Origin of the sequence: Hyphobacterium sp., from assembly GCF_965217055.1 — a bacterium.
Classification (GTDB): domain Bacteria; phylum Pseudomonadota; class Alphaproteobacteria; order Caulobacterales; family Maricaulaceae; genus Hyphobacterium.
The window spans coordinates 2,654,857-2,666,705 of the sequence record NZ_OZ244227.1 but is presented as its reverse complement, the minus strand read 5'-3'; the positions used below and the strand labels follow the sequence as shown (position 1 = coordinate 2,666,705).

Below are 11,849 nucleotides of genomic sequence, written 5' to 3'. Positions count from 1 at the left end.
CTTAATCTTCCGCCTGCATCAGGCGTGCGGCGTATCGTGCCATGAGGTCCACTTCAAGATTGACCTGCGCGCCAATTTGCAGTGCGCCCAGTGTGGTAACCTCAGCCGTATGCGGAATGATCATCAATCCGAACCGGTTCTCCGCCACTGAATTGACCGTCAGCGACACGCCGTCCACAGCAATTGAGCCTTTCTCCGCGATGAAGCGCGACAACTCTGGCGGCGCATCAATCGCAATGCGAAGCCAGTCGCCCTCTTCGGCCCGCTCGACCACGGTGCCGACACCATCAATATGGCCGGTTACCAAATGTCCGCCGAGCTCGTCACCCATACGCAGGGAGGTTTCAAGATTGATGTCCCGTCCTTCCGTCCAGCTGCCAAGTGTCGTCCGTTCCAGCGTTTCGGGCGACACCTCGACATCAAACACGGATTCCTTGCCGGTCTGCTCGACGTTCACCACCGTCAGGCATACACCCGCATGCGCAATAGAAGCTCCGAGGTCGATTGTGTCGCCCGGATAGGGGCTGGAAACGGAAAACCGCCTGTCGACATCGCCGGAAACGGCTTCGAGCTTGCCTTTGGCGGTCACAATCCCGGTGAACATCTATCCGGCCTTTCGCACGTAAACTTCGTGAGTATCTTCGCCGATTTCCGCGATCGACACGCGGGAGAAGATGGGGGCCTCGTCCAGTCGCTCAAGCCCCAGAGCTGCGACGACGGATATTCCGTCACCGCCCAGGACCATCGGCGCGCGAAACCATTCGATACGATCCACCACACGCTGCCGCAGCGCGCTGGCCGCCAGACGGCCACCGGCCTCGATCAGGATACGGTCGCCGTCAAGCGCGCGAATGCGGTCAATCGCCGCCGCAAGGCTGACGCTCGGCCCGTCAAACCGGTTGAGCGTCTCGACCCGAGCGCCGCGGTCTGCGATCTCCGATCGCGTACCGCCCGGAACATCGCCACCACAAAACACCAGGAGCGGGCCGCCCGGTTTAAACAATTTTGCTGTTTGCGGGAGCCGCAAGCGTGTGTCGAGCACGACCCGACCGGGCTGCTGGCCGTCAAAATCTGCGAGACGGACAGTGAGTTGGGGATCATCGGCGAGAACAGTGCCAATGCCCGTCAGAACAACATCATGAGCCGCGCGCAGACGATGCACTTGCTCACGGGCGGCATCACCCGTGATCCAGCGCGACGCGCCATTTCCAAGCGCAATCCGCCCGTCCAGCGATGTGGCCAGCTTCAGCGTCACACACCGGTCCGGTGCCGAATTCATTTTTTGGATTTGGGCGGCTCCGCGCCTTTGGGCGCGAGCTTTTCCCCCTTGATGAAGTCGCGGAAATCGTCGACTTCCCGGAAATCCTTGTAGACCGACGCGTACCGAACATAGGCCACGGGATCGAGCCCTTTCAGCGCGTCCATGACCAACTCGCCGATCGTGTCCGAGCTGACATCGCTGTCGCCGGAGCTTTCCAGGCGGCGCACGATTCCCGACACCATCTGGTCAATTCTGTCAGGATCGATGTTGCGTTTCTGGCAGGCCAGCGCGACGGAACGGGCCAGCTTGTCGCGATCGAACGGGGCGCGCCGGTTGTTGCGCTTCACAACCGTAAGCTCACGCAATTGCACGCGTTCAAACGTCGTGAACCGCGCCGAGCAGCCGGGGCACATCCGCCGACGGCGGATCGATGCACCATCCTCTGCCGGACGGGAATCCTTCACTTGTGTGTCGGGATTGGAGCAGAATGGACACCGCATCGGGCAAGTCTAGGACAATTCCGGGTAAATCGGAAAGCGGCCCGTCAGTGCGATGACCCGAGCCTTGACCGATTCCTCGACTTCCTTGTCGCCATCGCGGTTAGCGGCAAGCGCGTCAAGCACCTCGACCATCATTACCCCGACCTGGCGGAACTCGTCCTTGCCGAAACCGCGCGTCGTTGCTGCCGGCGAGCCGATCCGCAGGCCGGATGTCACCACCGGCTTTTCCGGATCGAACGGCACTCCATTCTTGTTGCAGGTGATGTGAGCCCGCTCCAGTGCTTTTTCGGAGATATCGCCGGTCAGCGATTTCGGACGCAGATCGACGAGAGCCAGATGGCTGTCCGTACCGCCGGAGACGATCTCGAACCCGCCGGCCTTCAACGCCTCGGCCATGACCTGGCAATTCTCGATCACCGCCTTGATATACTCTTTGAAATCCGGTTTGAGCGCTTCGCCGAATGCGACCGCCTTTGCGGCTATGACATGCATCAATGGGCCACCTTGCAGACCGGGGAAGATGGCCGAATTGAACTTCTTGCCGAGATCAGCATCGCGCGACAGGATCATGCCGCCGCGCGGCCCCCGCAGCGTCTTGTGCGTCGTCGTCGTGACGACATCGGCATGTGGAATCGGGTTCGGATAGGCCCCCGCCGCCACCAGGCCGGCGAAATGCGCCATATCGACGAGCAGGTAGGCACCGACCTCGTCCGCAATCTTCCTGAATCGTTCGAATTCGATCACGCGCGGATACGCCGACCCACCGGCGATGATCATCTGCGGCTTTAATTCGCGCGCCTGTTCCTCAAGCGCATCATAGTCGATCAGCGCGTCTTCCTCGCGAACGCCATATTGATGGGCGTCGAACCATTTGCCGGACAGGTTCGGCTTGGCGCCATGTGTGAGATGGCCACCGGCGTCGAGGCTCATGCCCAGTATACGGTCGCCGGGTTTCAGCAACGCCAGGAACACGCCCTGATTGGCTTGGCTTCCGGAGCTCGGCTGAACATTGGCATAAGCCGCACCGAACAATTCCCTTGCTCGCGTCCGCGCCAGATCTTCAGCTATATCGACAAATTCGCAGCCGCCATAATAGCGGCGCCCCGGATAACCCTCTGCATACTTGTTGGTCAGCGGCGATCCCTGTGCCTCCAACACCGCCCGCGATACAATGTTCTCCGAAGCAATCAGCTCGATCTGTTGTTGTTGCCTGCGGATTTCCTGGCCAATGGCTTTCGCCACATCCGGATCGGTTTCGGCCAGCGAAGCACTGAAAAACTCGGACGACACGTGATTTACTCCTGCAGCGAGCGGATGCTTCAACAAGTCATAGGTCGCAGCACGTAGGCTGACAACGCGACTCGTGCACCCTCGCCACTCGCGCAGCTGACAACAGCCTGCTGATACTGATCGAATACCGCAAAAGTTGATTGATATTCCCGTCAGCGAATCCTACATCACGGGAGTAAAGAGCAATCTAGGCTCATGATTTCTATCAATATGGAGCTGTTATGACGGACGAACCCATTTCGGTAATTGATGAAGAAGAATTGCTGCGCATGACGACGGACATCGTCGCGTCTTTTCTGACACACAATTCCGTACCCGCCGAAAATGTTCCTGACCTCATCCGGTCCGTTCATGCGACCATGGGTGAAATTAGCGGCACAGCAGCCAAGCCCGAACCGAAGTCAAAACCGGCCGTTCCGATTTCCAAGTCTATTACAGACGACCATATTATTTGTCTGGAAGACGGTAAGAAGTTGAAGATGCTGAAGCGATATTTGCGCTCGCAGTACGATATGTCGCCAGACGATTATCGCCGCAAATGGGGATTGCCATCGGATTATCCGATGGTTGCGCCAGCGTATTCGCGCAAGCGCTCGAGCTTTGCCAAGAGTATCGGTCTCGGTCGGGGCGGTCGCAAGAGCAAGTAACGATCGGATCAGATTTTGATGCCACGGCCGGGTGATTTTTCATCCGGCCGTTTTTTCTTGCCGGTCAGGCCGAGTTTTCGGGCCAGCTTGGCCGCCGCCACCTTTTCCATATCGGCACGGGCTGCGGATTTAGGCGACTGGATCACAACCTCTTCACCTGTCGCGACGTCAATCGCCGCCACGCGGATTGCGGGACCGGTATCGATGAACTCGAAAATAATCTCGCGGCCAGCGAGCACGTCGGACAGTTTACGTTGCGAAGTCAGGCGACCCGCCGGGCCTTGAACCGGACCCAGACCTCTTGCAGCGCGTCGATCAGCTGGTCGAGCATTGCGTCATCGTGCGCTGGCGTCGGCGTAAAGCGCAGCCGCTCCGTTCCCCGCGGGACCGTCGGATAATTGATCGGCTGCACATAGATTCCGTGATCATCGAGAAGTGCATCCGACAGCCGCTTGCACATGACAGGATCGCCGACCCACAGCGGCACGATGTGCGTTTCGTTGTCCATTACCGGCAGATCGGCCGCGCGCATGTGCTGCTTCAGCGTTGCGGCCCGCTCCTGATGTTGTTCGCGTAGATCGTGGGCCGATTTCAGATATTCAACGCTTGCGCGCGCGCCCGCAGCCAGAGCGGGCGACAGCGACGTCGTGAAGATAAAGCCAGGCGCCCAGGACCGGATGGCATCGACCAATTCGGCATCGGCGGCGATATAACCACCCATCACGCCGAATGCCTTGCCGAGCGTTCCCTCGATAATGTCGATGCGGTCCAGGAGTCCGTCGCGTTCGGCAATGCCGCCCCCACGCAGCCCGTAAAGGCCAACGGCGTGGACTTCGTCGAGATAGGTCAGCGCATTGTATTTTTCCGCGAGATCGCAGACCGCCTCGATCGGACCGATATCGCCGTCCATTGAGTACACCGATTCAAAGGCGATCAGCTTGGGCGCGTCATACGGAGCCGCCTTCAGCAACTCTTCCAGATGCGCGACATCATTATGACGCCAGACATGTTTTTCGCAGCGCGCACCGCGAATACCCTCGATCATCGATGCGTGGTTCAGTGCATCGGAATAAACGATCAGGCCCGGCAGGATCTTGCCGAGCGTCGCCAGCGTTGCCTCATTCGCGATATAGCCGGACGTGAATAACAGCGCCGATTCCTTCTGGTGCAGATCGGCCAGCGAACGCTCCAGCTCGACATGATAATTCGTAGTGCCGGAAATATTGCGCGTGCCGCCGGCCCCGGCTCCGACATCATCGATCGCGCCCTTCATGGATTCGGTAACGCAGGGCTTCTGACCCATGCCGAGATAATCGTTTGAACACCAGACGACGACGTCGCGAATATCGCCGTTTTCAGTCCTGTAGCGGGCCTTCGGAAATTCGCCGCGATAGCGGCGAAGGTTGGCAAATACGCGATAACGGCCTTCCGCCCTTACCCGCGCCACAGCCGATTTGAATGCGTCCTGATAATCCATGTCTGAAATGCCAAGCAAAGCCGTTGTCGAAACCGATTACGACCGTACTAAACGAAATCAGCACTATTGCGAGTTGGTCTTTTCGCCGCAGGCAGAAAAATTACAGCCGGAATCGGATGTGATCGCTCCAGAAACGTTCCAGCCGGTCCAGCGCAGTATTGGTCGCTTCAACCGTATCCGTAGGCAGCCCGCCAGACGGCTCCAGCGCTGCAGATTGCCGGTCGAACAACGCCGTCAAGCGGTCGCTAACGTCTCTTCCAGAGTCCGTCAGGCTGATCTGCACGGTCCGGCGGTCGGCATTGGAGCGCTCCTGATTGACGAATCCAAGATCCACCATCTTCTTCAGATTGTAGGACACGTTCGATCCGAGATAATGACCGCGCGATTTCAGCTCGCCGGCGGTCAGCACCTGGTCTCCAATATTGTACAACAACAACGCCTGGACACTGGTCAGATCCCGGATACCTTCGCGATCAAGCTCGTCTTTCACCACATCCAGAAGCTGCCGGTGAAGGCGCTCGACGCGTTGCAGCAATTCAAGGTAGTCAGCGCGGACACCCGCAGCTGGCGTCATCGACTCGGCAAGGGCCATGTCGGTTCTCCATTCCACCCAAAACATTTTGTTGTTTTGCCGGGAATGTACCTTCAACAGGCTAAAATCAGATTAATCGCGTCCCCAGCTGCCCGCGATGAGCTTGTATATCCCTGAAAAATCGGCATCGCGGCCGTCGAGATTGTCGAACATCGCATAGAGCGCCTCGGCCTGCGCCCCGAGCGGCGTCGACGCGCCCGCGGTCGCCGCGGCATCCATGGCCAGCTTGAGGTCCTTCAACATCATGGCCGTGGCAAATCCAGGCTTGTAGCCACGATTGGCCGGCGACGTCTCGACCGGGCCCGGCACCGGGCAATAGCTGGTCATAGACCAGGACTGGCCCGACGCCTTGGATGAAATGTCGAAGAATTTCTGCTGGTCGAGACCCAGCTTGTCAGCCAGGGCAAAGGCCTCACACGTGCCGATCATGGTGATTGCCAACAACATGTTGTTGCAGATCTTGGCGGCCTGTCCGGTACCCGCATCGCCCGCGTGGATGACAGCCTTTCCCATGACAGCAAGGAATTCCTCAGCTTTCGCAAAGGCGGCTTCAGGACCGCCGACCATGAAGGTCAGCGTCCCGGCATCCGCCGCGGCAACCCCACCTGACACTGGCGCATCGACGAAAAGGAATCCCTTGGCAGCCGCCGCTTCACCAACCGATTTGGCCGTCGCAACGTCGATCGTCGAGCAATCCATGATCACTGTTCCAGCCGCCGCCGCATCAAAGATTTCGTTTTCGTAGACGGCACGGACATGCCGCCCCGCCGGCAGCATCGTGACAATCGCATCCACGCCGGAAACCGCTTCGGCTGCGCTGGCGACTCCGGTCGCACCGGCTGACTCAGCCCGTTTCACCGCGTCAGCGCTGAGATCGAAAGCGCGCACATCGTGGCCGGCCTTCGCCAGGTTGGCGCACATGCCGGAGCCCATATTGCCCAGTCCGATGAATGCGATCGTGGCCATGGCTTACTCTCCCAGGAATGACAGTTCTTTATCGTCCGGCAGCGGTTTGAAATACGCGTCCAACGCGTCCGCATCCACATCGTGAATATCCGACGGCGACCAGTTCGGCGCATTGTCCTTGTCGATGATGACAGCGCGGACACCTTCGTAAAAGTCCGTACCATCAAGGCAACGCATCGACACGCGCAGATCCTGGCGCATCACATTCTCGAAAGCGAGATCGCCACCACGGCGCAGGCATTTCGCCGTCAGCACCATCGCTGTCGGCGATTTCGTGCGCATGATTTTAACCTGCTTGGCCGACCACTCATCGCCGGCACCTTCCATGCGCGACACCATTTGCGGTACGTCATGGCCGTCAAACGCCGCATCAATCAGACCACGAATCATCGCAATATCCGACGTGCCCGGATCGCCGGAATGGGCTTCGAGAACGTCTTCCAGCTTGTCAGCGTCCGCCGCCAGGTCTGCACCTTGCAGCGCCTCAATCAGCGCCGGTTGCTGGGTCGATGGGCAGTAATGCGTGGCCAGTCCGGTGGCGACACAGTCCGGCGCCTTCAGCCGCGCGCCCGTCAGCCCCATCCACATGCCAATCTGGCCCGGCAAACGGGGCAAGAAATACGCACCACCGACATCCGGATGGAAACCGATGCCGGTTTCCGGCATCGCGAATGTGGTCTTATCGCCGGCCACGCGATGGGATCCATGGACGGAAATTCCGACGCCGCCGCCCATCGTGATGCCATCAATCAAGGCGATATACGGCTTGGGATAGGATTGGATCAGCGTGTTGAGCTGGTATTCATCGTGCCAGAAACGCCAGGCGTCTTCGCCGCCGGCCTTGCCGCTATTGTGCAGCATGAGAATGTCGCCACCGGCGCAAAAACCCTTCTCGCCTTCCGCATCCACGAGCACGGCCTGGACGTCGTCATCGTCCTTCCACGCCTGCAGCGCGGCGATCATGGCATGCACCATGTCCAGCGTCAGCGCATTCAGCGCTTTCGGGCGGTTGAGCGTGATGCGGCCGAGCTGGCCGACCTTTCGGGCAATGATCTCGTCGGTCATTTCAATACGTCCTTGGCGATGATCACGCGCATGATCTCGTTGGTCCCTTCGAGGATCTGGTGGACCCGGAGATCACGCAGGATTCGTTCGATCGGATAATCCTTGAGATAGCCATAGCCGCCATGCAGTTGCAGCGCCTGGTTGACAATGTCGAAACAGGCGTCCGTCGCAAAGCGCTTGGCCATGGCACAGTATTTAGGTGCCGCCGGGTTTTTCTGGTCCAGCGCCGCTGCCGCACGGTAGAGCATGAGCCGCGAAGCTTCGAGATCTGTCGCCATGTCGGCAAGCTTGAACTGGGTAACCTGAAAGCCCGCGATCGGCTTACCAAATTGCTGGCGCGACTGGACGTAATCGCAGGCGACATCCAGTGCTTCAGCCGCCCCGCCGAGCGAGCAAGCGCCGATGTTCACGCGACCGCCATTGAGCCCATTCATCGCGATCTTGAAGCCGATCCCTTCCTCGCCGAGCCGATTGGCCGACGGAACGCGGCAATCCTCGAAATTGACGACCGCGGTCGGCTGCGAATTCCAGCCCAGCTTTTTCTCATTGGCACCAAACGAGAGGCCCGGCGTGTCCTTCTCGACGACAAAGGTCGAAATACCTGACGGGCCCTCGCCACCGGTGCGGGCCATCACGACATAGATGTCGGAGCGGCCTCCGCCGGAAATGAAGGCCTTCGAGCCGTTGAGGATGTAATCCTCGCCATCCCTAACCGCCTTGGTGCGCAGCGAGCCGGCATCCGACCCGGCGCCGGGCTCTGTCAGACAGTAGGAGGCGAATTTCTCCATCGTCATCAGCGATGGCAGGAATTGTGCGCGCTGATCGTCATTGCCCCAATTGTCGATCATCCAGGCACACATGTTGTGGATGGAAACATACGCCGCCGTCGACGGGCAGCCGCGGGACAATTGCTCGAATATCAGGCATGCATCTAGCCGGGACATTCCCGAACCGCCATGCGCCTCGCCGGTATAAATTCCGGCAAAACCCATCGCGGCGGCCTCGCGCAGAATGTCTTCCGGAAAGTGCTTGGTCTCGTCCCACTCCGCGGCGAACGGCTTCAAACGGTCGTCGGCGAAACGGCGCGCCGCGTCCTGTATCAGGCTCTGGTCTTCACTCAGCTCGAAGTGCAAGGAAAGCTCCATAAGGCTTCAGATTGGGGCCGCGAAGCCCTAACGTGGACAACGCGTTTCGGCAAGTTGCGAGGGTAGAACACGATGAGCGCATTTCCAGCCACGCGCATGCGCCGCTTGCGTCAGGCCGACTGGTCCCGCCGGCTGGTCCGCGAAAACACGCTGACGGTTGACGATCTCGTCTGGGCGGTGGTGGTCTCCGACAGCGCCGACCCGACCGAACCAGTCGCCGCCATGCCAGGCGTCGAACGCCTGGGCTTGAAGGCAATGGCCGACGCCGCCAGGCGTGCCGAAGCCCTGGGCATACCTGCGATGGCTGTGTTCCCGCACATTGATCCCGCCCGGAAGGACGAAGAGGGCAAAGAAGCCTTCAACAGGGATGGCCTCGTGCCGAATGCCATTCGCACCATCAAGGATGCCGCGCCGAATGTCGGTGTGATTTGCGATGTTGCGCTCGATCCCTTCACCACGCACGGACATGACGGCGTGTTGAAAGATCGGATGATCCTGAATGACGAGACTGTCACCAGCCTGATCCGCCAGTCCTTGGTCCAGGCCGAGGCCGGTTGTGATGTCATCGCCCCGTCCGACATGATGGACGGGCGCATCGGCGCCATTCGCGATGCACTCGAGGACAGCGGTTTTAGCAACACGATGATCCTCTCCTACGCTGCGAAATACGCCTCCGGCTTCTACGGCCCCTATCGCGAGGCGATCGGCTCTGGAGCGGTTCTGCAGGGCGACAAGAAGACCTACCAGATGGATCCGGCCAATACAGAAGAAGCGTTGCGCGAGGTTGCGCTCGACCTCGACGAAGGCGCCGACATGGTCATGGTCAAGCCGGGCTTGCCCTATCTCGACATCGTCCGGCGCGTCTCCGAGACCTTCGGCGTACCCACCCTCGCCTTCCAGGTCTCCGGCGAATACGCGATGATCGAGGCCGCCGCTGCCAATGGCTGGATTGATGGCGACCGGGTGATGATGGAAAGCCTGATGGCGTTCAAGCGCGCCGGCGCTGCTGGCATTCTCACCTATTTCGCGCCGCGTGCAGCCGAGGCCCTGAATGGCTGACCGCGACCGAGAAATCGCCGCCGTCCAGGCGCTGCACACGATCGACGGCGAAACCGGTGCCGTCATCCCGCCGATCCATCCGTCCAGCACTTTCGCACGCGATTCCGATAGTGCGCTGATCGGCCCGTCCGACTACCGGCGGCCCGACGGACCCACCGAGCGCCATGTCGCAACCGTGATCGCAAACCTCGAGTGTGCCGCGGACACGCGGATTTTCGCGTCAGGCATGGCGGCCATCGCCGCGGTCTTTGACACGGTTCCCACCGGCGGACATGTCATTGCCCAGACTGAGATGTATTACGGCGCGAAGGCGCTTTTGAACCACCTGGCCGGCAAGGGTAGGTTGACGGTCGAATTTGTTGAACCCGGCGACACGGACGCGCTTGCCAGCACGGTGCGCGAGGCCGAAACCGACCTTGTCTGGATCGAGACCCCGGCCAACCCGTCCTGGAAGATCGCAGACATCGCCGCTTGTGCAGACATCGCGCATGGCGCGGGCGCCCTGCTGGGCATCGACTCGACTTGCGCCCCGCCCTGCACGACCCGGCCGTTGAAACTGGGCGCCGACATCGTCATGCATTCGGCGACAAAATACCTCAACGGTCATTCCGATGTCCTGGCCGGTGTCCTCTCGACGCGGGAGACAACCACCCGTTGGACCGAGATCTACGAGGTCCACAACAGGACCGGCGCCGTCCCCGGCGCTTTTGACAGCTGGCTTTTGATGCGCGGTCTGCGCACGCTCTTCCTGCGGTTCGAGCGCCAGAGCGCCAATGCGATGGCAGTAGCCGAAGCCATGAACGCTCACCCGGCGGTGTCACATGTGCTTTATCCGGGATTGCCGGACCATCCCGGTCATGAGATCGCTGCCCGTCAAATGACCAACGGTTTCGGCGGCATGCTGTCCTTGCGCCTGGCAGGCGGCTTCGAAGCAGCGCGAAGACTGGCAGCTACGACGGACGTCTTCATCCAGGCGACCTCGCTTGGCGGGGTTGAGAGCCTGATCGAGCATCGCCAGCCCATCGAGGGGCCCGCCAGTCCAACACCCGATGACCTTGTTCGGATTTCGTGCGGTATAGAGCCCGCTGACGCACTAATCGAGGATTTGAAGGGAGCGCTCGCGGCGCTCTAGCCCACCTTGCCAATCGGTGGCAGCGTCCAGTTGAACAGGATAGCGCAGCCGCGAATGATGAAAGCAATCAGCGCCGCGACAATGGCCGCTGTGCCACCACCTATCCCGAACGCTACCGCGAGAACATAGGCACCAGAGCCGGCGAGTGCCGCCAGCGCATAGATTTCCGCGCGCAAGACCAAAGGGACATCATTCACGATGATATCGCGCAGAAGGCCGCCGAACGCTGCGCTCATCACCCCGGTCAGAAGCGCGATCGACCAGTGCGCCCCGGCGGCGAGGCCGGCTTGCGCGCCGAGCACGCAGAATGCCGACATGCCGACTGCATCGGCCCATGCCAGTGCGGCACGCCGGGTAGCGACCGCCTGCGCCCAAGGCGACGTGTAATATCCGAGCAGTGCACCCGCGAGCGCGATCCAGAGATAGCCAGGCGCCTCCACCCAGTAGACCGGCGCTTCGCCGAGAAGAACATCGCGTAGCGTGCCGCCGCCCATGCCGGTCACGGCGCCCAGTATGGCCGCTCCAAATGGGTCGAGTTCCTTGCGCGCCGCCAACATGCCGCCCGAGTACGCGAACAGTCCGATGCCGGCGAAATCGAGCACAAGGAAAAGCGTTTCAACATTCATTTTTGGAAACTACCATCTGAAAAGCGGCAAATATTTCCTGTTGAATACTCAGCCGACCACGATTGTGGAAAAGTCGTTACACCGCTTAT

14 protein-coding genes are annotated in these 11,849 nt (G+C 60.2%); 3 read left to right on the top strand and 11 right to left on the bottom strand.

Going from position 1 to position 11,849, the window contains the following annotated elements; all coding sequences use genetic code 11:
• Nucleotide 1: 1 nt before the first annotated feature.
• The 4 genes from ACOOFN_RS13380 to glyA are packed head-to-tail and all read right to left on the bottom strand — an operon-like array spanning nucleotide 2 to nucleotide 3,051.
• Nucleotides 2-604, bottom strand: a complete 603-nt coding sequence (locus ACOOFN_RS13380; protein WP_420432308.1) for a riboflavin synthase — start codon at nucleotides 602-604, stop codon at nucleotides 2-4.
• Nucleotides 605-1,255, bottom strand: a complete 651-nt coding sequence (locus ACOOFN_RS13375; protein ID WP_420432306.1) for a RibD family protein — start codon at nucleotides 1,253-1,255, stop codon at nucleotides 605-607. It lies immediately after the preceding gene.
• Between the two features lie 20 nt (nucleotides 1,256-1,275).
• Complete coding sequence (gene nrdR / locus ACOOFN_RS13370) at nucleotides 1,276-1,761, bottom strand: transcriptional regulator NrdR (RefSeq protein ID WP_420432304.1); 486 nt, start codon at nucleotides 1,759-1,761, stop codon at nucleotides 1,276-1,278.
• Between the two features lie 9 nt (nucleotides 1,762-1,770).
• A complete protein-coding gene (gene glyA / locus ACOOFN_RS13365) occupies nucleotides 1,771-3,051 on the bottom strand; it encodes a serine hydroxymethyltransferase (protein WP_420432302.1) in 1,281 nt (426 codons plus the stop codon).
• Between the two features lie 221 nt (nucleotides 3,052-3,272).
• Here glyA and ACOOFN_RS13360 point away from each other — a divergent pair, with 221 nt between their 5' ends.
• Nucleotides 3,273-3,698 (top strand): MucR family transcriptional regulator, encoded by a 426-nt coding sequence (locus tag ACOOFN_RS13360; protein ID WP_420432300.1) that lies wholly within the window; start codon nucleotides 3,273-3,275, stop codon nucleotides 3,696-3,698.
• Nucleotides 3,699-3,706: 8 nt separating this feature from the next.
• Here the strand turns inward: ACOOFN_RS13360 and ACOOFN_RS13355 are convergent, their stop codons facing one another.
• The 6 genes from ACOOFN_RS13355 to ACOOFN_RS13330 all read right to left on the bottom strand — a co-directional run bounded on the left by ACOOFN_RS13355 (nucleotide 3,707) and on the right by ACOOFN_RS13330 (nucleotide 8,931).
• Nucleotides 3,707-3,937 (bottom strand): DUF6898 family protein, encoded by a 231-nt coding sequence (locus ACOOFN_RS13355; RefSeq protein ID WP_420432298.1) that lies wholly within the window; start codon nucleotides 3,935-3,937, stop codon nucleotides 3,707-3,709.
• Nucleotides 3,938-3,960: 23 nt separating this feature from the next.
• Complete coding sequence (gene hemA / locus ACOOFN_RS13350) at nucleotides 3,961-5,175, bottom strand: 5-aminolevulinate synthase (RefSeq protein WP_420432296.1); 1,215 nt, start codon at nucleotides 5,173-5,175, stop codon at nucleotides 3,961-3,963.
• Between the two features lie 100 nt (nucleotides 5,176-5,275).
• The gene (locus ACOOFN_RS13345) at nucleotides 5,276-5,767 is read right to left on the bottom strand and encodes a MarR family winged helix-turn-helix transcriptional regulator (protein WP_420432294.1); all 492 of its coding nucleotides are present in this window, start codon (nucleotides 5,765-5,767) and stop codon (nucleotides 5,276-5,278) included.
• Nucleotides 5,768-5,839: 72 nt separating this feature from the next.
• Nucleotides 5,840-6,733: a 3-hydroxyisobutyrate dehydrogenase gene (gene mmsB, locus ACOOFN_RS13340; protein WP_420432292.1), complete on the bottom strand. Its 894-nt coding sequence runs from the start codon at nucleotides 6,731-6,733 to the stop codon at nucleotides 5,840-5,842.
• A 3-nt stretch (nucleotides 6,734-6,736) separates the two neighbouring features.
• Nucleotides 6,737-7,798, bottom strand: coding sequence for an enoyl-CoA hydratase/isomerase family protein (locus tag ACOOFN_RS13335; protein WP_420432290.1), 1,062 nt, complete (start codon nucleotides 7,796-7,798; stop codon nucleotides 6,737-6,739).
• A complete protein-coding gene (locus ACOOFN_RS13330) occupies nucleotides 7,795-8,931 on the bottom strand; it encodes an isobutyryl-CoA dehydrogenase (protein WP_420432288.1) in 1,137 nt (378 codons plus the stop codon). The genes ACOOFN_RS13335 and ACOOFN_RS13330 overlap by 4 nt, the downstream gene beginning before the upstream one ends.
• Before the next feature lie 84 nt (nucleotides 8,932-9,015).
• On the opposite strand from ACOOFN_RS13330, the gene hemB reads away from it, so the two are divergent.
• Nucleotides 9,016-10,002 (top strand): porphobilinogen synthase, encoded by a 987-nt coding sequence (gene hemB, locus ACOOFN_RS13325; RefSeq protein WP_420432286.1) that lies wholly within the window; start codon nucleotides 9,016-9,018, stop codon nucleotides 10,000-10,002.
• A complete protein-coding gene (locus tag ACOOFN_RS13320) occupies nucleotides 9,995-11,134 on the top strand; it encodes a trans-sulfuration enzyme family protein (RefSeq protein WP_420432284.1) in 1,140 nt (379 codons plus the stop codon). The genes hemB and ACOOFN_RS13320 overlap by 8 nt, the downstream gene beginning before the upstream one ends.
• Here the strand turns inward: ACOOFN_RS13320 and ACOOFN_RS13315 are convergent.
• Nucleotides 11,131-11,760, bottom strand: a complete 630-nt coding sequence (locus tag ACOOFN_RS13315; RefSeq protein ID WP_420432282.1) for a trimeric intracellular cation channel family protein — start codon at nucleotides 11,758-11,760, stop codon at nucleotides 11,131-11,133. The two genes, ACOOFN_RS13320 and ACOOFN_RS13315, sit on opposite strands and share 4 nt — an antisense overlap.
• Nucleotides 11,761-11,849 lie beyond the last annotated feature (89 nt).

Coding starts and splice junctions, on each gene's coding strand:
- ACOOFN_RS13320 (WP_420432284.1), top strand. CDS start 9,995: ATGGCTGACCGCGACCGAGAAATCGCCGCCGTCCAGGCGCTGCACACG.
- nrdR (WP_420432304.1), bottom strand. CDS start 1,761: ATGCGGTGTCCATTCTGCTCCAATCCCGACACACAAGTGAAGGATTCC.
- ACOOFN_RS13360 (WP_420432300.1), top strand. CDS start 3,273: ATGACGGACGAACCCATTTCGGTAATTGATGAAGAAGAATTGCTGCGC.
- ACOOFN_RS13315 (WP_420432282.1), bottom strand. CDS start 11,760: ATGAATGTTGAAACGCTTTTCCTTGTGCTCGATTTCGCCGGCATCGGA.
- hemA (WP_420432296.1), bottom strand. CDS start 5,175: ATGGATTATCAGGACGCATTCAAATCGGCTGTGGCGCGGGTAAGGGCG.
- ACOOFN_RS13345 (WP_420432294.1), bottom strand. CDS start 5,767: ATGGCCCTTGCCGAGTCGATGACGCCAGCTGCGGGTGTCCGCGCTGAC.
- mmsB (WP_420432292.1), bottom strand. CDS start 6,733: ATGGCCACGATCGCATTCATCGGACTGGGCAATATGGGCTCCGGCATG.
- hemB (WP_420432286.1), top strand. CDS start 9,016: ATGAGCGCATTTCCAGCCACGCGCATGCGCCGCTTGCGTCAGGCCGAC.
- ACOOFN_RS13380 (WP_420432308.1), bottom strand. CDS start 604: ATGTTCACCGGGATTGTGACCGCCAAAGGCAAGCTCGAAGCCGTTTCC.
- ACOOFN_RS13335 (WP_420432290.1), bottom strand. CDS start 7,798: ATGACCGACGAGATCATTGCCCGAAAGGTCGGCCAGCTCGGCCGCATC.